The 19,411-nt window shown below is 36.6% G+C and carries 16 protein-coding genes; 8 read left to right on the top strand and 8 right to left on the bottom strand.

The genetic code is table 11. The features are described 5' to 3' along the window. The first annotated feature begins 168 nt into the window (after positions 1–168). The 3 genes from ACO08K_RS05550 (at position 169) to ACO08K_RS05540 (ending at position 5,733) form a co-directional block, all read left to right on the top strand. Positions 169–384 (top strand): hypothetical protein, encoded by a 216-nt coding sequence (locus ACO08K_RS05550; protein ID WP_421795405.1) that lies wholly within the window; start codon positions 169–171, stop codon positions 382–384. 834 nt (positions 385–1,218) lie between these two features. After that, positions 1,219–5,016 (top strand): tetratricopeptide repeat protein, encoded by a 3,798-nt coding sequence (locus ACO08K_RS05545; RefSeq protein WP_421795404.1) that lies wholly within the window; start codon positions 1,219–1,221, stop codon positions 5,014–5,016. 246 nt (positions 5,017–5,262) lie between these two features. Continuing rightward, positions 5,263–5,733 carry a hypothetical protein gene (locus ACO08K_RS05540; RefSeq protein WP_421795403.1) on the top strand — a complete coding sequence of 157 codons (471 nt, stop codon included), beginning with the start codon at positions 5,263–5,265 and terminating at the stop codon, positions 5,731–5,733. A 581-nt stretch (positions 5,734–6,314) separates the two neighbouring features. Here the strand turns inward: ACO08K_RS05540 and ACO08K_RS05535 are convergent. From ACO08K_RS05535 to ACO08K_RS05500, 8 genes are all read right to left on the bottom strand, one after another. Further along, complete coding sequence (locus ACO08K_RS05535) at positions 6,315–6,509, bottom strand: hypothetical protein (RefSeq protein WP_421795402.1); 195 nt, start codon at positions 6,507–6,509, stop codon at positions 6,315–6,317. 51 nt (positions 6,510–6,560) lie between these two features. Then, a complete protein-coding gene (locus ACO08K_RS05530; protein ID WP_421795401.1) occupies positions 6,561–6,755 on the bottom strand; it encodes a hypothetical protein in 195 nt (64 codons plus the stop codon). 28 nt (positions 6,756–6,783) lie between these two features. Beyond that, positions 6,784–7,620 carry a GTPase gene (locus ACO08K_RS05525; protein WP_421795400.1) on the bottom strand — a complete coding sequence of 279 codons (837 nt, stop codon included), beginning with the start codon at positions 7,618–7,620 and terminating at the stop codon, positions 6,784–6,786. A gap of 10 nt (positions 7,621–7,630) precedes the next feature. Beyond that, positions 7,631–8,242 carry a GTPase gene (locus ACO08K_RS05520; RefSeq protein ID WP_421795399.1) on the bottom strand — a complete coding sequence of 204 codons (612 nt, stop codon included), beginning with the start codon at positions 8,240–8,242 and terminating at the stop codon, positions 7,631–7,633. Positions 8,243–8,959: 717 nt separating this feature from the next. Next, entirely contained in the window at positions 8,960–9,340 is a 381-nt protein-coding gene (locus ACO08K_RS05515) for a single-stranded DNA-binding protein (protein WP_421795398.1), read from the bottom strand. 144 nt (positions 9,341–9,484) lie between these two features. Beyond that, a complete protein-coding gene (locus tag ACO08K_RS05510; protein WP_421795397.1) occupies positions 9,485–9,775 on the bottom strand; it encodes a hypothetical protein in 291 nt (96 codons plus the stop codon). A 930-nt stretch (positions 9,776–10,705) separates the two neighbouring features. Next, positions 10,706–11,155 (bottom strand): hypothetical protein, encoded by a 450-nt coding sequence (locus tag ACO08K_RS05505; RefSeq protein ID WP_421795396.1) that lies wholly within the window; start codon positions 11,153–11,155, stop codon positions 10,706–10,708. A 192-nt stretch (positions 11,156–11,347) separates the two neighbouring features. After that, positions 11,348–12,262 (bottom strand): toprim domain-containing protein, encoded by a 915-nt coding sequence (locus ACO08K_RS05500; protein WP_421795395.1) that lies wholly within the window; start codon positions 12,260–12,262, stop codon positions 11,348–11,350. Between the two features lie 62 nt (positions 12,263–12,324). On the opposite strand from ACO08K_RS05500, the gene ACO08K_RS05495 reads away from it, so the two are divergent. From ACO08K_RS05495 to ACO08K_RS05475, 5 genes are all read left to right on the top strand, one after another. Beyond that, on the top strand, positions 12,325–13,680 hold the full coding sequence (locus ACO08K_RS05495; protein ID WP_421795394.1) for a DUF6371 domain-containing protein: 1,356 nt from the start codon (positions 12,325–12,327) through the stop codon (positions 13,678–13,680). 9 nt (positions 13,681–13,689) lie between these two features. Then, a complete protein-coding gene (locus ACO08K_RS05490; protein ID WP_421795393.1) occupies positions 13,690–15,144 on the top strand; it encodes a tetratricopeptide repeat protein in 1,455 nt (484 codons plus the stop codon). A 51-nt stretch (positions 15,145–15,195) separates the two neighbouring features. After that, positions 15,196–16,566, top strand: coding sequence for a tetratricopeptide repeat protein (locus ACO08K_RS05485; RefSeq protein WP_421795392.1), 1,371 nt, complete (start codon positions 15,196–15,198; stop codon positions 16,564–16,566). Positions 16,567–16,662: 96 nt separating this feature from the next. Beyond that, the gene (locus ACO08K_RS05480) at positions 16,663–17,811 is read left to right on the top strand and encodes a hypothetical protein (RefSeq protein WP_421795391.1); all 1,149 of its coding nucleotides are present in this window, start codon (positions 16,663–16,665) and stop codon (positions 17,809–17,811) included. A 242-nt stretch (positions 17,812–18,053) separates the two neighbouring features. Then, a complete protein-coding gene (locus ACO08K_RS05475) occupies positions 18,054–19,256 on the top strand; it encodes a site-specific integrase (RefSeq protein WP_421795390.1) in 1,203 nt (400 codons plus the stop codon). Positions 19,257–19,411 lie beyond the last annotated feature (155 nt).

Genomic DNA, 19,411 nt, shown 5'->3' with positions numbered 1-19,411 from the left:
TGGCTTTAAAATTGCGGCCTTCCTGGTGCCACTGGCCATTCAGGCCGGAAGGGGAACATTGGTGTTCTTTTTTCAGCTTAACCCGCTGTGGATACAAAGCAGATTCTCTTTTGGAATTGTAGCGGCAACATTGTTGCTAGTGCTTTCTATGGCTGAGCATTTTTGGTAATGTTTCCTTATGGACTTTCCTGGACGGTATCTGTTTTGACCTTGATGGTTATTGGCTGGTTGATTGAGGCGATGATATTGCAGGAAATCACTTTTGCCACCAAACTGGAGCTTTTCCAGAATCAACAGGCGTGGGAAAATCTGACAAAATTCTATGGTGCTATCAATAAGTTTAAATCAACGGCCACTAAGCCCAAGCCCCCAACTGAAAATTGAGGCAAAGCCAGTTAAAGGGCTTGCTAAAATAGGGCAGGGTAAGGAAGATAAAGAACCTGCTTTCTCTAATGATATTTTTTTTTAGGGTGAAGATTGACAGAAGCAACCCGATGTTGAGCCATAATTTGCGTAGGCTTAAGAATCGTTTTCAAGAACGGTATGAGGATTCTATTAAAAAGGCCGAAGCTCGAAAGAAGTTGGGCAAAGCTCCACGTCAAACGACTGAAAAATCAATTCGAGAGAATCAAGAACGGTTGAGAAGGGTTGATTTCATTTTTAACACTTTGCTTAAACAGACAGCATGATAAATCATTATTATAAATTTTCTCAAGCAATCAAGATATATACAATTACTACCCGAGTTCCAAGATGTAATACCCCAATTCTCTTGTGGATTTGGTACTTCATCATAAAAGGGATAAAACCCAGATGGAAAATTAACAATTGATCTTGCTTTTATTATATTGCAGCATATTTATTAACTGACCTAAAGCATATTTAAATTGAACATTATGGAGAAAATATTAAAAATTACTTGTTGGAACTGTGACCATGAATTTCGGGTAATAGTTACACTTATGGAAATTTCTTCCAATAAAGACACCTTTTCCGAAACTTTGACAAAACCTTGTCCAAAATGTAGGGAAGATAATACCGTATTTTTACCACAAAATATTCAATCAAGTAACAGTGAAGTTATTTTGCGTGGAGGAGAGACAAGGGAGGGATAGTCAATAGTTTGTGGAGTTTTGGTTTGCAAGCTAAAATTCAACAAAATTAATTTTAGTAGGGCATCTTAAATGTTAGTCACATTTAGGGTTAACAAAAGATAGAATGGATAGCTATACTTCCTTAATCCTCCAACTTAGTTCTGAACAAAATGCTACTTTGCTAAAAAGTTATGCAACCCTCAGCACCTTTTTAGAAAGAGCAGTCCCCATTCCTAAAAATTTTCATCACACATTGAAGCAGCAACTAAGCATTATTCTGCGAACTCAAAATAGCTGGACTGACTTATTGGAGGACTTTAACTCGCGGCATCTGCTTCACCTACAACACCCTGATAATCGAATCCTTAACCTGCCTTGGGAGTTAGCAATCGAAGATCATCCTCATGTACTGTTGAGCAAAAGTACAATTGCACTTGGAGCCACTTATTCTGCGGATAACCCATTGCCACTTAAAATTTTGGTGATGGTGGCTTCTCCTGAAAATAGCATTGTCCGCCGCCGCCTTTCGTTTGAAGAAGAAGAGCTAGAGATTTTGCGTGCTTGTGGACCTCTTTTTGAAACAGGTCAAGTACATATCGATTTCACGGATGACGGCTCACTGGCCAATCTGCGTCAAAAACTACAAGAAAACTACTACCATATCTTACACTTCAGCGGACACGGAATATACCATAATGGGCAGGGGTATCTGGAAATGGAAGACGAATATAGCCTTCAGAGTGAACTTATTAGTGCCAAAGAGTTTGCTGAAACCCTTATTGCTAGACCTGAGCACTTGCCTGGATTAGTATTACTTTCTTCGTGCCAAACTGCCCAAGGAGGGCAAGATAGCAACTTCAGTGGAGTCGCCAATGAACTATTGCGAGTCAAAGTGCCTGCTATAGTGGCAATGGGCTGGAGCATATCGGATAGCTACGCGAATTACTTCAGTGGATATTTTTATAGTGCTTTAGCTAATCGGAATGGGCTACCTTCAGCTTTTCAACACGCTATATTCAAAATCCGCCTAAAACAAAACCAGGAACTAGCTCAACTGGAAATTCCAGGCCTAGCTGCTCAATGGCTTATTCCCCAGCTCTATTGCTGTGGCCCTATGAACAATATAGTCAACTTAGAAAAAAGGGAAAAAAAACTAAGCATCACGTCTGCTAATTTTAAGATGCATACGCATTTGAAAGGTTACTACTTCGTGGGACGCCGCCGCGATAAGCGTAAGTTGTTCCCTATACTTTTTGACAAACAACCAATATGGCTACACGGCCAGGGCGGACTGGGTAAAAGTAGTTTAGCCGAGCACCTTGTACAGCGCCTGCTTGCTAAGGACAGTCAGGTATACCCATTTGTGTTGGACGAAGGCAAGGCTGACATTCTTTCTTTACAGAAGATGCTGTACGACTATTTTAAAAATGATCGCAAGCGTCTTACCATCGAGGCGGATGCTCATCGCTATTCTGACAAAGCTCCTGATCAGGTTCTATGGCTATTGGAGGAGCTTAGTAAATCATGCAAGCCTGTTATTGTATTCGATAATATTGAAAGCCTTCAGATTGATGATGGTAACCCTGAATTTGCTAAACAGCACCAGGAACTACAGGAACTAATACAATCACTGGTTAATAAACGATTGTATTATTTAATTTTTACCGGGCGTTATACTGCTCCAATTGCTTTGGCTGAACAGGTAGTATTACACCCTCTTCAAACAGTGAGCTTTGGCGATTTTTGGAAAAAAACGCAACAACTTCGTTTAGTAACATTGCGCCAATCTATATTGCAAAAGCCTCAAATTACGTCAACCAATGCCCCTCCACAACCCGCAAGTTATGAAGACCTGATTGGGTGGCTCTATCAAACCTTTGGAGGTAACTACCGAGCCCTAGAATTTTTTGACGAGTATTTTGCACAGGCCCTTGATAAAACTAATGAACTAATGTCCGACTTATATCAATTCCCCAATCTTTATGCTCATGAAGTAAAGGCTACCCTTCAACGTATGAGCTTCAACCTAGTCTTTAATCGGCTATTGGCATTATTAAGCCCTTCAGAACAAAAAACATTGGGGTACTTACGTTGTTTCCGTCGAGCAGTATTACCTCTTGCTCTGGGCATGCAAGACGATAAGTTAAACTGCATATCAGCCCTTCAACGCTTGCAGGATTTGACCTTACTTGAAGAACATTTGCTAGACAATGAAGAGGCTATGCGGGTTTATTATGTTCCACCGTTAATAAAAAATTTATTGAATGAAACAATGGTTGAAATGCCTGATTTTTCGGAATTGCAAGCTGGGGCATACTTTGAATATGTTGGCCAGGAAATTAACCAAAGAGACTATATAGACTTAGAAGAGGCTTTTGATCATTATTTAACTGCAAATGATATAAAAGGAATAAATCGCTGCGGAGTTATCTTGTGCAATGGATACTATAATGCAAATTTGTTTGCTAAAGCTTTACATTTTGCGCTTACTGCCTACAAAAGATTAGGGGAAAATACAGATTGGAAAATTACTAACCGCGCAGGGTTAACCCTAGAATTATTTGGAGATTATGAAAGTGCACTTCAGATGTATCAGCATAATTTGGAATTGACGCGAAAAATCGAAGATCGTCAAGGAGAAAGTACCACTTTAAATAATCTTAGCATAATTCATAAAGTTAAAGGAGAGTTTGACAGAGCACTCCTCTATTTGGAACAATGTTTAGTTATTAATCAAGAGACAGAAAGTTATAGCGCAGAGTGTTCTACTTTAAATAATATTGGCGAAATCCATCGATTGAAAAGTGATTATGATACCGCTCTTTACTATTTTGAACAGAGCCTGACTCTTGGCCGGAAAATTGAAGATGATCAAAGTAAAGGGATAGCCTTGAACAATATCGGCTTAATCTATTTTGCTAAGAGCGACTATGATAGTGCTCTTTACTATTTTGAACAAAGTATGGTTTTTATCCAGAAAGTAGAAGATCGCCAAGTAGAGGCAGTAAACTTGACTAATATTGCAGAAATCTATAGGATTAAGGGGGAAAATGACTTAGCCTTAGGCTATTTGGAACAGGGCCTTAAGGTTCAACAACAAATTGGAGACATACGAGGAGAGATTACAAGCTTTAATAATATTGCAGAAATCTATCGAACTAAAAGTAATTACGATATCGCTTTTTACTATTATAAAAAAAGCCTAGCAATTGCTCAGCAAACTGGAGACCGCCAGGTTGAGGGTGCTGTTTTGAATAATATTGGTTTAATCCATACTAATGGCGGGAAATATGACATCGCTTTGAGCTATTTAGAACAAAGCCTGGATATTAGACAGCAGATTGGAGAGCGTAAAGAGGAGGGTACTGTCTTAAACAATATTGCAGAATTACATCGTCTCAAAGGAGAGAATGATATTGCCTTATATTATTTAAAACAAAGCCTTGATATTGCACTTGAAATTGGAGATTTAAAAAACAAAGCAGGGTTATATAACAACATTGCTTTGAATTATTATGCCAAAGGCGACTATGCCAATGCCTTAACATATTTTGAACAAAGCATTGATATACTAGATCATATAGGAGATCGTTCCCTAATTACTTACTCCTTGCATAATGCAGCCATTATCTATCTAAATCAAAAAAATAACTTTAAAAAATATATTGAATATGAAGGACTAGCATATCAAGCAGCTCAGGAAATTGGAGATATCAAATTGATTTATACGATTGGAAAATATTTTGGTGATGAATTATGTGAAAGGGGGGCTATTGAACATGGTCTCCCGATACTTGAAAATACTTATCAAGTTGGACAAATTGCTAATTATTCGAATTTGGAAGAATTGAGAGCATTGATTCGGAGGTATACACAAGAAAAAAATAAACCTCCAAAACGAAAAAAAGGGTGGTTTGGCTAAAGGTGATTTATTTCCAAGTAAGTTATTTATATCAATAAAAATTGCCAAAAAAAATTAAAGCAATTATGTGGATATTACATTCACTAAAGCAGAAAGCTAACATCAAAAAAAATTGGCCTCAGAGCAATATGGTATAAGTACGAAATTTTATTTTGATTTTGTGCCTTTATATTAGGAACTTAACATTTTAAATTTTTCTAAAAAACTGTACCAGTCATATTTCTTAACACAACAAGAAATCAAAACATGGAAACGGAAAATCCAAACGCAGCACCCCAACCAAGTACTAAAGAGCAGGAAGTCAACCTTGTCGGTATTCAACCCAATGAGGAAGACAAAGCATGGCGTGCCTGGCTTCGCAAAAACAGGGAAGACGCTCCTCAGCGCCTAGAGGAAGCTGCCAAGTATTTATCTGGTATGGTGTCTATTTGTTTCACCATTTTTTTGAGCATACATAAACAAGTGTTTGAAGGGGTAGAAACAGCTTGGCAAGTCAATTGGGCGGTTCCGCTTTGGCTTGGTTCGGTCTTACTGACATTATTTGTATTGTTACCTCTACCTTATGGGGTAGACGCTGATAGCTCTACTTCTATCAAGCGTTCACTGAAGAGGATGGTGCGGGTAAAGTATAGTTTGTTGATTTTGGCAGTAGTACTGTTTGTTATAGCTTTAATTATGTTAGCTGGGCTGTATGTTTATGGGGTGAAAAAGGGCTAAAAAGTCTTTTATTCAACCTTTTAAAAAGTAGAAATAGTACAGTTGGATAAATCAAGTTAACAAAAGGAAAAAATGAACTTTACCTCAACTCAGGATAATCAATTTTTTTAATTTCTAACACATTTCCATGAACATTACCGCCAAAGCCAAGCTGAGCACGATTACGAAAGAGCCAGCAGTGGGTTTCAAGAGTGAAAATGCCTAAAGTTGATGAGGGCAATAGTGAGGAAATTAAACTCCAATGCCAGATGTCGGTACCACTCATGCTGAAAGATAAACCTTCTGAATTTATCTTGCCAGATAAAAGTACGTTCACATTTAAAACGTGAGCGTACAAATCTTGATCAAAGAAAGATTAAGGCCAGAGTCGATTTCTCAACTGTCAAATTCTACACTTTCTTTGATCATTTACTCAGACTTTGTTCCTCCAACAAACATCTTCAATCACTTTCTTAATTTGATCGTTAGTAAGCATCTTTTTATATTTTTTGTGGTTGCACCCATACATTTAACATCGTTTAATTTGAATGTTACTGTATGGGTGCAGCAGGTTAAGAATTTCAATGATTGATGTTCAGCCGCTAAGAAAAATAACTTTTAGCCCAGTTCCAAATATCAATTATTGCATGTCTAATTTTTCTGTAAATCCATTCAAAAGCACCTTCTAACCAATTGGTAAAAGATTCGATTGATGCAATTACAAGTTTCATTGATGCTGTAGCCATTTTGTCTAATGCGTCTACTATTGCATCTTTTTCTTCTTTTGAAAGAGCCATTGTTGAAATTTTTATTTAGAAATTAAATTTACTGTTTCAGGGTAGCCCATTCTAACCAAAAATATCATCAAGGAAATTAAAGAGGCTATTTATTGCATCTTTAATTTTAATATAGATCCAACTTAGTGTATTTTTGAGCCAGTTTGTAAAGCTATCGATGCTTCTTAGAACAAGATCACGCTCATCTTTATCTAAGCGACCAAGCATTTCTAAAACTTTCATTTTTTCGTCATCTGACATTGCCATTGCTGATGTTTTTTTTAAATTTTATGAATTAGTTTTGTTGTTTGAGCCAAATTTTAATTGATTTCAACATTTCAATATCGTCAATGTAATCGCCTTGGCTTGCATCAATAACTAGAAGCACGATGTCAGATTCAGGAATAGTTTCTTGATAAATCTCCATATATCTCTCATCTTCTTCTAAGCTTCGCCCATACCCAGGTAAATCTGTAATTATTAATTTCCCGCCCTTTTCAAGTTCAAATTCTTTTTGTTGAGCATCGTGAGTTCCAACCAATGTGGAACTAGTTTTAAATGTTGCATTAAATAAGTGATTCACGGTAGTAGTTTTGCCTGCCCCAGCTTTTCCGATTATTACGATTTTCGGTGCAATTGCTTCCTCTTCTTTCATTTTATGTTGCACTTCTTCAAACTCTTCAGTACTTAAAATTTCCTTAAATTGCAATATTAACTTTTCAAGGGCACTACCGACTGAAGGAACTGATTTCCCTTTTTGTGCCATTTGTTCTTTGATAAAATCTTTTACCTCTTCATCTTCAACAAGTTCAATAAAATGACCCGGATTTGCTGAATTTAATATCCAACCTCTTTTGCCGAATTCAACAACCTTAGATAGTAACTTTATCAAATTATAGCGTTTTTCGGCAGAATAATAAATGAAATTATCTGTTGATATGTCACATTCAATAGATAACTTTTTAATTATGTCTTTGCATTTTCTTTCAATTTGACGTTCAGCCTCGTCATTGGGAAGATTAAGTTTAGTGTTCCAGCTATTAGGTAGCATCGCATCAACTTTATTTAGTGCGACAACTAACATTAGCTTTCTTCCTTTTTTTGAACCAAAAAGATTTGATAAGAATGGCATAATCGTTTTTTTATTTTTGTTTAAAGATTTTGAACAGAAGGTTGGTAATATTCCAATTGAAATGAGACGAATAGTAACATATATTTGCCTCACTAAATGAGAATTTATTGTTAAACATTACTGAAAAAACTGAAATGATATCATTGGTTTTTTCCTTAAATACCTCGTCATCTTTATACTTTTCCAGATCATTAAATGTGACAGTTTCCAAATGAAATTCAGATTTAATGAGTTCGTCCGATTTATTGGCCCCAAAAACAAAGTTAATATTAGGCTTAAGCATGTGTGAAATTTTATTGAACATCACTTGGTCATGCTTGTAAGCACGGACGTTTGCTTGAGTAATCCATAGTAGTGTGTCAGTTCTTGGGATAACCTCTTGGTAGAAAGGCATATAAATCTCATCACTTCCATACCCTTCTCCAATTCCGGGCAGATCAACAATCTCTAATTCTTCAAAATTGCCACCAAAAGTATTTTGTATAATTTTTGATGAACTCTCAACCGTACAGGCGATAGCAGCATCTGTATCAAAATTAAGGTTAAACAATGTGTTGAGAGTTGAACTTTTGCCAACCCCTCGCTTACCGAAAACTGAAATTGTTATTTTGTTGTCTCGCATGGTTAATCTTTTTTATGTAACTACTTAGTACTTAAACTGCTTGACAATCAATGGAGTAAAAAGTATAATTTTTAAGAAAAATAAAATCAAGCCAATGATAGTTAATGACTTGTAGTTTTTAAATTTTTTTATTTTGTGATAAATGATTGATTGTCAATAAGATTGGGGTACTAAAAAGTTATTTTTTTATTATGATTCTTCCACTTCCTAAACATTGTCCGCACATTATTCGACCAGTTCCGGTACAAATATTACAAACAATCAATGAGGGTTCATTCGAATTATAAACATATGATTTTGCAGGATTTAGAACTTTCCCACCTCCATTGCAACTTTTGCACTCGATGTAGCCACGAGTATTACATAAAAGGCAAGGTGTTGTTTCCGTGTTGCTCATATTTATATTGTTTTTAATTTTTTAAGCGCTGCCAACAAGTATACTACCCTACTTCGCCTCTTACTTATTCACCTCAAGGTTCGTGTATTTCTGTTTAGTTTGTACTTTTTCAATGATCTATTGATCTAGACTAAACCTTTGGGATTAGGGTAATAGATAGTAAAATAATTTAGTCGTGAAAATAAGCAAAAACACCCAGTTTTGCAAATAAACAGGGAAATAACTTTGAAGATCATAAACCGATTACAGATTAAGCGTTGGACTTTGGGGCAATCAAGCCCCTGCTCTATCTCCGATTACTCAGAAACGGCATCCATAGCCTAATCTACTTCTTTAGCAAGCAGGTTGCCTTGCCTATGGTACTCTATCTTCTCAACATAGTTGGCAATGATTGAAGCTTGTCTGCGGGTAAACCCTTTCTCATCTTTGAATGCTTTGTAAGCAATGCCGCCAGTAATTTCAACTGCATCACCTTTTTTCAGGTCTTTGGCAAAATGGGCAGCTTGTGCGCGAAATACCAGTACATCATGCCAGATGGAGTCTTTGTCTTTCCATTTTACTTCACCTGTTTTTTCGTCTACTTCCGGGTAGCTGTCGGTTGTAGCAACCCTTAAAGCAATGAAACTTTTACCGTCTTTGCTGATTGATTTTGCATCTTGACCTAAGTATCCGTTCAGTTCGATTTTGTTGTTGATAGCCATAAATACTCCTTATAATTGATTGTTGTGTTTTAGTGAGTTTTCCGGGAAAGGAAAAGCGTTTTCTCGCTTATGTAGGCCTACACTTTCCTTTTTCGGGGTTGTTGTGGATTTTTGGATGATTGATTAAATTTAGGTTGACCTCTTTTAAGTTAGATTAAGATTTTGTTTGGCTTCGGCTGAAAGCTCGTCTTTGAAGCCTTCTTCTCCGGTCTCAAAGTCGGTATAAAAACTTTCCTGTTTATCACCATTGAGCATGGCAACTTGAAATTCTGAATTGGTCAGAAATACATAGCTGGAATGAGTATTGAACATGATGGTAACTTCCTCTTCGTAAAAATCTTCTGGCAAGCCTTGTTCTCTCCAGGCTTTGAGTAGTTCTTCGGCCATTTGTCTTTCACGGCTTCCGAATTTGGTTAAGTCTGTGGTTGTAGTCATAAATACCTCTTGGGTTTTGGGTTTAATAAGCAAATCGCTTATGAACCCTTGCCCTGTGGCGAACATTGGGTAGCAAATGTCATAGAGGTGGGGAATCACCTGGTCTGCACGGAATGGAGTCAAACGAAGTGGAGGAAGATTGGGGAAACCTCTTGATAGGCGCGTGGGCGAAGCCCTAGCAAAAAAATAAAAAGAAAAGGCCAGGCTATAGCAGAATAGCTTGGGGAATCACCCGGTGTGCACAAAGGAACTTAGCGACTGCGGAAAATTGGGGAAACAGCTTGAAGTGGTGCTGGTAATCAGCAATAGCCCTACATTATGGTAACTTAATGAATTCCGTTTTTCAGGAAATAAGGATTTCATGTTTTGAGTGTTTCAGGCTTTAAGCTTTTACTGATGAGCTGAAATAAAATTTGTGTGATTAGGGATAACAAATTTGAACAATTGGGGCGGAAGCCCGAGAAAAAAAGGGAGGTTTTACCCCCTTTTCTGCCTTATGGTTTGTTAAACTAGTTCGGCACCAAAAGCATCATATTTTCATTTTGAGTTCTTGGGGTGTGGTTATTCAAACCTTCCAGGGTAAAGCTCTAATAATAAATTTTCCTCTTAGCATTTTTTTTATTTTGTGCTCCCAAGTAGTGTTTTAGACGGTCTTTGTCATTTAAAAACGAAACCCATTTGAAATGAGAAAATAGCCATTTGGAACAAAGCTGGGAAACTAATAAGTGAAGATTGGCAAAATGAAATACTTAGCCTAGATTATAAAAAGTCATCACAAGTCGTAAAAGTCGATGGATTGTTAAAAAGTAATTTACTTACATTTTTATCACATTTCATAACAGGTTATTGTAACGGCTGTTTGCCTAAACAATTTCAGGGTTTTACGCAAAAAATCGAAACGTGTATAAACTTTGCCTGCTTTTTAAACATTTAAAAAATTCGAACATATCTGGCAATATTTTTTCCTTCAAATGTAAATAGTAGAACATTGGCGCCTTCAAATCTAAAGGGCTGATGTGTAGTAGTATACATATTTTTATTATCCATTTCAAGATTTCCGGATGCTACGTCATATCGCGTTGCTTCTTTGTTATAGAAAACAATTATATTTTTAGCCCTTTTCCAAGTAAACTGACTCCTTCTTACGACAAAGAGGTCATCATTTTTAAATCCTCTTGACTCCCAAGACCCTGTATTGTCATCAAAAAAAATATATGTGTCATTAAAATATACATAATAATTTCCAGACAGTCCAGATGTATTTTTATTCCAAATCCATTTTCCTACCAACGATTGAGCCTGAATTCCATCTATAGATAAAATGGCAAAAAAATAAAGCCACAAAAGAGAAAGAAGCTTGAAATTGATCATCTTTTTCATATCGCCTTTTAATACACAAAGATAATTTAAAGTATTGACAAAAGGTTAATAGATGCAAAATATTTGCTGAATAAGCATTCTTCTTTTGCAAAAAAATAAAATAAAACCTCTGCTAAGTTTTTATGCTAAAATAGTTTAACATAAATTTAGTTTTAAGTATTTATTTCCTTAAAAATTACCTGAACAAGGGAATTAAGGCATCGAAAAGTGTTGGACATTTTGACTCATAAGCTTCTGATTATAGTCTCCAAAACCTTCATATCTATAGTTTTGTGGCTCAACTTTACCCAAAAATGACTTTGTAAAATCTTCAGTAGCCTCTCTGCCCGTTCGGTCGTTGTCATAAAAAATCATAATTTTCTGATAACCGCCAGATTGGAGAAAAGCTTTAACCCGCTGTTGAAAAGAAAGAGAATTCAAAACCAAAATATCCTCCTTCGCCTTCACCACTCCCTCCTCCGTCAAATAAGTCAAAAAATCCATAAACCCCTCAAAAACCGAAATGACCTTTGTCCCCTCTTCCCCTTTGATCAACGTCATATCCTTCTTCCCAATTGACGATTTAAAAAACGGATTCCGAATCTCAAACCCTTCTGAAAGGTTTTTGATACCTGCCGCAAAATAGGTTTTGCCTGTATTGCGGTTTACAAATTCAATGTCATTGAGGTATGCTTTGGCAACGGCTTCATTGATGCCCCTGCCCTGCACATATGGCCATGATTTTTGCAAGGGTGAAACGTTTTTGAGTTCCAAAACAGGTTTTTCATCGCGTGGCGATTTGCCAAAAAGGCTGTTTTGATTGGGATTGACGGGGATAGGTTTAACTCCCCCCTGGTAGATTTCATCCAAAAACTGTAGTGCATCATTAACCCGGTAAAACCCTTTGTATCGCAGCACAAAATCTATCACCGTGCCACCTATGTCCCCAAAGTCTTTCCAAATCCATTTGCCGCCCAAAAACGAGGTATGAAAGCTGGCGGTCTTTTCACTTCGGAAAGGTGAAGTGTACCAATACTCATTTCCGGCTTTACTGATTTCAGTAGGTTGAAAACCAAGCTTGGCCAATAGATCGGGCAAATTGAGGTTTTTGGCCTGGGCGCTGTTCATTTCAGTATCTCCGTAAAGACTGATTTCAGTTTTTCAGTATCTCCGTATTTCATCCAATTACCTTGTTTCCAATTTTATCCAATTTTTCTGTCACTGCTTGTAGGAAAAAGGTTTTGAGGTCAAACGCTGATTTGTGGCCAAATAGTACCGTATTTTGGCTTTTGGGGGCTGATGGTACTCCTTATGGTGCCCAGGTGGTTTTGTATGATCCTGGAATGGGGAAAAGGCAAAAAAACGGCTGGATACATACAGCTTTAAAGAGCCGCCTCTCCAAAAAATGGCAAGGTTCACCAGAATGGCTAAATAGCTATGAACATGCTCCCAAAATTCCAGTGCCTTTTGGACTGCATTTATTGAAAGAAAGTTATCAAAAGCCTGTTGCTGTCGTTGAAAGTGCTAAAACTGCGGTGGTAATGACAGCTATTCAGCCGACAGCTTTTTGGCTTGCAGTAGGGGGTCTTTCAAATTTAACCGAGCAGAGATTGAGGAAGGTAAAGGACTTTGAAATAGTGCTTTATCCAGATTTGGGAGGGTCTGAACAATGGGGGATGAAGGCAAATATTTTAAAGAAAAAAGGTTTTAAAATAGTTACATCAGAACTATTGGAATTGAACTCAAAGAGTTCAGAGAACAAAGCGGGGTATGATATAGCTGATTTTTTTAATAAAATAGTTAATTATATATTTTTAATTAATTTTTTAATCATTAAAAATGAATTATTTATAAACCATCGTTGTGAAATTGCTCTGACTATATACACAGGTATATTTTTTTTTGCATTAGATGCTCTTGCAACATGTTTAGTTTCTTTACAATTTGCAACAAATTGCTATTTTATCATAAAATCCTTATTTGCACTTATGATTGAAAAAAAATCGCTTTTGAGCTTGTTAGATGCTGGAGAATATAAAAGAGTCTTAAACGAGCTTAAAACCATTAAGAGCCAAAGTGAAAATGTTTCTAAGTTACATAACGATTTAGATGCATTAAATGATAAGCATGAAAATAAGGTTATATCTAGACAAAAATACAGGTCGGAGTTGACGAAGTTAGTTCAATCAATTCGTAAAAATATCGAAGCCCTTACAGCGCAGGAGTTAAAAGAAAGTAGATGGTCCCATGCTAAACAAAAATGGAACCTTAAAAGAATTCTAGTTGGTATCAGCATTCTTGGCCCTACTTTGGTAGTAATTTTAGAGGTTGGTGGAAGCTTCTCAGAGTTCACAGGTTTCTCTTTGCGAGATATTTTCTTTAGCAAAAATGAAGTAAAAAATGACACGTTGAATCAGGTGAATGTTAAGACTTCCGGCGATAAAAGCCCTGCGATTAATGCACCTGGAGGTGAAGTTAAAATTGAGTATCAGGAGCTGCAACCCTTAAAAAATGCTACTGATAAAAAAAATAAAACTAAAAATTAAGCATACTGGATGAAAGCAAAAATAGTTCTTTTCTTTTTACTCAACTCATTAATTGGACTGGCACAAGTTAGAACAACAGGAGAGCAAAGCCCAGCTGTCATAGCTAAAAATTTTTCTGCTGTCTATGGAGTTCGCACCGATGCTATACTCGAAATCTTAAATGTTTTTGAAGAAAGTAGACTTAGTCCTATTGAACGAAAAAACCGAACAGAGGAAATCCTACGAAAATATCAGCAAATCCCAGAAAGAAAACAAGGCGGGAACTCTCTGAGTGAAGCTTCAAAAAAACAGCTTGGGATCGCTCAAAACCCTAAGATAGCTGCTGCCCTTGATTGGGATTTGTTCGCTCGAAAGAAATATTTGTCAGTTTCTACTAGTGGAATAAATAGTCCTGCTGTGAATGCTGAGGGGGAAGTTAATATTTGGTATGGTGTTTCCCCAAAAGTAATTCTGGCGTTGGCAAAAAGGTTAGAGGATAATAAAACCGCTTTAATTGATTTCGAAGATCGATTGAAAGAGCTAGTAAAAAAATACGAGACACTAAAGGCCGAATTTGAATCTTATCGCAAGACAGACCCAATTATAAAAAAAGCTGAAAGGCTTCTGGATGATGGAAATATTCTAGAGGCTGAAAAACTAATGGATTCAGATTACGGTTCCTCAAAAAAGCGACAGGCTTACAAAGGATACCTTTTAGGGAAAACCAAGGAATTGCTTTTGAAATATGATTCTGCGTCGGTTGGCTTTCGAGATGCTGTATTTCTTGAACCAGATAATTCTAAGTACCTTATAGCACTCGCTCGTCTAGAAGTAGTAATTGCTCATTATGATAATGCGCTAACACATTATGAGAAAGCGTTGGAAATAGAAAAACAGACAAATGCTAATCGTCCCGAATTGTATTCTTTTTTATACTCTGATATTGGCGATCTTAGGAGACAAAAAGGAGATTATGACCTTGCAATAAAAAATTTGAAAAAAGCAATAGCAATCGATTCAAGTATTTTGGGTAGAGAGGATGCAAACTTTGCTGTATATTATAATAATCTTGGTATGTGTTACGACTCAAAAGGAGAATATGGTAGTGCAGTAGAATACTATAATCGAGCAATTAAAATTAATCTAGCTTATTCGGGTAACGACTACTCAAAGCTGGCATATAATTATAACAATTTGGGAATTAGTTATTTGAGCAAAGGAGCGATTGATACCTCAATTAACTATTTAGAAAAAGCATTAACATATGCAATTAGTGCCTATCAAGGTAACCATTTGGTTGTAGCAAATATATACAATAGCTTAAGTTCTGCTTTGCAAAGGAAAGGTAGTTACGAGAAAGCAAAAGAATTTCTCGGAAAGTCGCTGCAAATCATTTCTCAAATTTTTGGAGATAAACACCCTGATTTGGCTGTGCAATATAACAATATAGGAACAGTTCTAGAAGAACAAGGTCAATATGATTAAGCTATTTTTTTCTATGAAAAAGCACTTGAAATTGATTCTCAAATTTTAGGGATGAAACACCACCATGTTGCTATTCGATACAATAATTTGGGGCTAGTTTGGGCTCAAAAGGCTGAATATCGGAAAGCTATTGCCTTTATTAACAAAGCACTGAGTATTGATTCTGTTGCCCTAGGTTATGAGCATCATCAACTGGCTAAATATTATGACAATCTTGGTACTATATTTGGGAATTTAGGAATCTATGATTCTGCAATTATTATGCATAAAAAAGCCTTACTTATTGATCTCGCAGCTTTTGGAGAGAATCATTCAACCGTAGGTACTAGATATAATAACCTTGGCGGAGACTTTCAACACTTAGGCCAGCTTGATAAAGCTCTTGATTTTTATGAAAAGGCCTTGTCAATCCTGGAAAATATACATACAGATCAGCATCCTGATTTAGCAGCATGTTTTAAGAATATAGGTTCTGTCTGGCAGGAAAGAGGCGATGTCAATAGAGCATTAGGTTTATTTGAAAAGTCATTAGAAATAACAGTCAATTTTTTTGGCGATAAACATCCACGTACTGCTACTGCCCTAGAAAAACTGGGCTTGATTTATAAAGATAAAGGAGATTATGATAAAGCGTTATCATATTATAATCAAGCTTTTTTAATCGATTCTGTTGCCTTGGGAATAGAGCACCCTATAATTGCTAATCTCTACTACAATGTTGGCGTAGTATGGCAATTTAAAAAATTTAGTAACTTATCAATTAAGTTCCTAGAACAGGCCTTGGCTATTAACTTGAAAGTTTTAGGAAAATCACATGTGGATGTGGCAAAGTGCTATCATGCTTTAGGTTCCGTAAGGTTTGACCTGACAGAATATGATCTAGCAATTTTTGCTTTTGAACAGTGTAAAGCAATCTTATCAAACAATGACCCTCACTTTTTAAGCACTATTCAGATGCTTGCTCAAGCAGCGAATGCAAGAGGTATGCAATTATCAGGAATAGGCCAGTATACATCTGCACTAACTTATCTGCAAAAGAGTTTAGAGAATATAGAAAAATTGAAAGACTGGCCTCTATCAGTAATTTTTTACTACAACTTAGGGTTTACTTATAAGAGCCTTAGAGATTTTGAGAATGGAATATTCTATTTAGACAAAGGACTGACAAGTGCAAGTGAAATTTCCCAACAAGCTACTGGAGAGATTGTAAATAACTCCGAATGGATTGCTCAAATCGAGCAAAACAAAAGAGTATCAAGGTTAATGAAATTTCACAAGCTCAGTTGCTTAGTTGGAATCAAAAGAAAAAAAGAGGCTAAAACTCTAAGCACTGAACTGTATTTAGAAGCAATGGAAATTAAAGATGATGACATTTTGCAAGGCTTAATAAGAGAAGGATGGATTAAAAAGCCAAGAACTTAAACTTTGTTTTAGAGTATATGGTTAGTAAATGATATGTGATTTAACACTCAAATTGATGCTTTAGGTAAACAGCAGATTTGGGCAAAACTATTTCTAATGACTTTAATTTTAGCCTGGAAGGATAAGCACAATGTTTTTGTTGTTGCCGATACAGCGGTAACTCGGAGAAATGTAAGTGATCAGTCTGTCCAAGATGCGCTCAAGAAAGGGCATCTAACACCAACTTTTGGGGAACAATTGCAGATAAGCAAAGAAAAAATGATTACCGAGGAAGTTTTAAAAATTCATAACATTAAAAATAAACTTATTATAGGATATGCTGGGACTGGAGTTATTGCAATAGATGTAATAAATTATATAAGTGAAGAAATTGATTCTGATTTTGAAGATCGTGATTTATTTGACATAATTGAAGAAGCTGTGAAAATTTATGGAAGTGACTTTACAATGGCGATAGGTGTTATGGATGATAAGGCCCCTGCGCTCTTTACTTTTAATGAGAAGAAGGACGGAAAGTTTCTCGATTACGACGAGTATGTTCCTGCAATTTTAGGTAATAAAAAAGATCATCACGTTATTCAGGATGTGTCTAACTCTGTAGTTGATATGTTCTTTCATGGTAAATTCAAAATTTCACCCCATAAGAAGCTAATAATGGCATGTAGTTTATTCCAAGGTATTTTAATTAGAGCAGGCTTTCTTAGTAGTGGAGTGGGAGGTTTAGTTACAGGAGCTTTTCTTAATCGTAATGGCTTTAATTGGCAAAAAGATGTGATGTATATTAAGTACGATTTTGATCCAGAGGAAGCCCTTAAAACGGATGATCCGCAAATCATTTTCCCTAATGGAAAAATTATTTTTCAGCTATACAGAGAAGGGGTTCTTGTTGCCTTTCCTTTTGATCTCTACAAAAGGCTTGAAGATTATAAGGTTTTATACAATTACGTAGGATCGCTAGCACAAAATACAGTAACTCAGGTTTTTTTAAGTGAATGGCGGCAAAAGTATGAATCAGAAATAATCAGTCAAATGAAAAGATTCGACTTTGATTTTTTGATCTTTTTATGTGTCGATAAAAAGGCTCTTAATAAGATGACCTTCGTTGGGAAAAAATCAATTTTGGCTGGAAAGAGGCTGAAGTGGGTAAATGGTGTGCCAACGATTATGATTTCTAAAGAACTTTCAAGAGAAATCAATCCGATGTTTGCAGAGCATTTTAATCAATTTCACTGGATACCGGATTGACACGCTGGTGTAGGCAGGATAATTGTAAACGCAACACAAAACAACACAACATAAAAATAAAAAAAGGCGTAAAAATCTGAAATTCAGATAATTACGCCTCGTGTTAGTCGGGATGACAGGATTTGAACCTGCGGCCCCACGCCCCCCAGGCGTAAAATGACTTGATTTTTATAAGTGTTTATGTATGACAGGCAGTAAGTTAAAGATTTAAAATTATTTAATTTTTATCTTTTTTCTGCACCATGTCTGCACTAAAAATTATTCTGTACAAGAACAAAAAACTTTCTAACGGCGAAAACCCAGTTCGTCTCAGGGTTTATTTTGGTAAAGAGCGCTACATTTCTCTTGGAATGAGTGCCAAACCTACCGAGTGGAATGAGAAACAGGGTAGGTTTAGTGCGAAGTGCTCCAACTACGAAGCTAAGAATGCTATTTTACGAAACCATCTTGCTCGCGCAGAACAACTTCTGTCTGAGATAATCGAATCTGGTAAGCCGTTTTCTATCCATGACTTTAAAAGCAAATTTCAGGGGAACGACAAAAAAATAACGGTTTTGGGATTCCTCGATCAGAGGGTAACGGAACTAATCCATGAAAAAAGTATTGGCAACAGCAATAAGTATAAGCAACTCAGATCAATCCTCCAGCAGTACAAGTCTGGTGAATACCTATTTTCAGACATAGATTATACCTTCTTAAAAGGCTTTGAGTCTTTTCTGCTGGCAAGGGGTAGTAAAAAGTCAAACGTCCACTTTTACATGAGAACCTTCAGAGCCTTAGTCAACGAGGCCATCCGTAGAGAATTGCTGGATGCTGAAGAATATCCTTTTGCTACCCAATTCAATAAGAACAAGTACTCCTTTGCGCACCTTAAAAATGATTACGATCCTAAGCCATTGCCAATGGATGAATTGGAAAGGCTCAAAGTTTTCCCGATTCACCAATACCCACACCTTCAGCACAGCTACGATGTTTTCATTTTCTTGCTTAGGGCAAGAGGGTTGAACTTTGTTGACTTGTGTAACTTAACCGTAGAGAATTTGGTAGCAGGTCGCTTGAACTATATCAGACAGAAAACCGGGAAACTGTACTCGATTAAAATCACGTCTGAAATGTACGAAATCATCAACAAGTACCAGGGCGAATTGTACCTGTTCCCAATCTTGGATGATGCTCCTACAAAGGCAAGCGCAAGATACTGGCATGTAAGAAAGGCATTGCGACTATTCAATAAAGACCTCAAAGAAATCTCAGCAATCATGGGCTTTAAGAAAAAAATGACCTCTTATACGGCTAGGTACTCTTACACGAATGTATTGGTACAGAACAATGTCCCAGTTCCATTGATTCAACAGGCGCTTGGTCATGCGAATATTGCTACCACTCAGCATTACATCAAGAAGTTTGCGAATGAGGAGGTGGATAAGGTGGATGCGTTTATTTAGTAATCTGTATTTTCTGATAAAATGTGGATATGATGATTGTTCTCTAACAAAAAAATCCAGCTTGAGTAAACTCAAAGCTGGAAGTGCCCGAAAGAATGGACGAGAACTATGTGTAGTGACACATATCAAGCATACTAGCTAAGTTACGCAAAAAG

Origin of the sequence: Haliscomenobacter sp. (genome assembly GCF_965225875.1) — a bacterium.
Taxonomy (GTDB): Bacteria; Bacteroidota; Bacteroidia; order Chitinophagales; family Saprospiraceae; genus Haliscomenobacter.
Note: the sequence above shows the minus strand (reverse complement) of the source record. Positions and strands in the feature narration are given on the sequence as shown.

Excerpts from the sequence above, each read along its gene's own strand:
- ACO08K_RS05480 (WP_421795391.1), top strand. The coding sequence starts at position 16,663 with ATGACTTTAATTTTAGCCTGGAAGGATAAGCACAATGTTTTTGTTGTT.
- ACO08K_RS05540 (WP_421795403.1), top strand. The coding sequence starts at position 5,263 with ATGGAAACGGAAAATCCAAACGCAGCACCCCAACCAAGTACTAAAGAG.
- ACO08K_RS05510 (WP_421795397.1), bottom strand. The coding sequence starts at position 9,775 with ATGACTACAACCACAGACTTAACCAAATTCGGAAGCCGTGAAAGACAA.
- ACO08K_RS05490 (WP_421795393.1), top strand. The coding sequence starts at position 13,690 with ATGAAAGCAAAAATAGTTCTTTTCTTTTTACTCAACTCATTAATTGGA.
- ACO08K_RS05525 (WP_421795400.1), bottom strand. The coding sequence starts at position 7,620 with ATGCCATTCTTATCAAATCTTTTTGGTTCAAAAAAAGGAAGAAAGCTA.
- ACO08K_RS05475 (WP_421795390.1), top strand. The coding sequence starts at position 18,054 with ATGTCTGCACTAAAAATTATTCTGTACAAGAACAAAAAACTTTCTAAC.
- ACO08K_RS05515 (WP_421795398.1), bottom strand. The coding sequence starts at position 9,340 with ATGGCTATCAACAACAAAATCGAACTGAACGGATACTTAGGTCAAGAT.
- ACO08K_RS05550 (WP_421795405.1), top strand. The coding sequence starts at position 169 with ATGTTTCCTTATGGACTTTCCTGGACGGTATCTGTTTTGACCTTGATG.
- ACO08K_RS05500 (WP_421795395.1), bottom strand. The coding sequence starts at position 12,262 with ATGAACAGCGCCCAGGCCAAAAACCTCAATTTGCCCGATCTATTGGCC.
- ACO08K_RS05530 (WP_421795401.1), bottom strand. The coding sequence starts at position 6,755 with ATGGCAATGTCAGATGACGAAAAAATGAAAGTTTTAGAAATGCTTGGT.
- ACO08K_RS05505 (WP_421795396.1), bottom strand. The coding sequence starts at position 11,155 with ATGAAAAAGATGATCAATTTCAAGCTTCTTTCTCTTTTGTGGCTTTAT.
- ACO08K_RS05535 (WP_421795402.1), bottom strand. The coding sequence starts at position 6,509 with ATGGCTCTTTCAAAAGAAGAAAAAGATGCAATAGTAGACGCATTAGAC.
- ACO08K_RS05545 (WP_421795404.1), top strand. The coding sequence starts at position 1,219 with ATGGATAGCTATACTTCCTTAATCCTCCAACTTAGTTCTGAACAAAAT.
- ACO08K_RS05520 (WP_421795399.1), bottom strand. The coding sequence starts at position 8,242 with ATGCGAGACAACAAAATAACAATTTCAGTTTTCGGTAAGCGAGGGGTT.
- ACO08K_RS05485 (WP_421795392.1), top strand. The coding sequence starts at position 15,196 with ATGAAACACCACCATGTTGCTATTCGATACAATAATTTGGGGCTAGTT.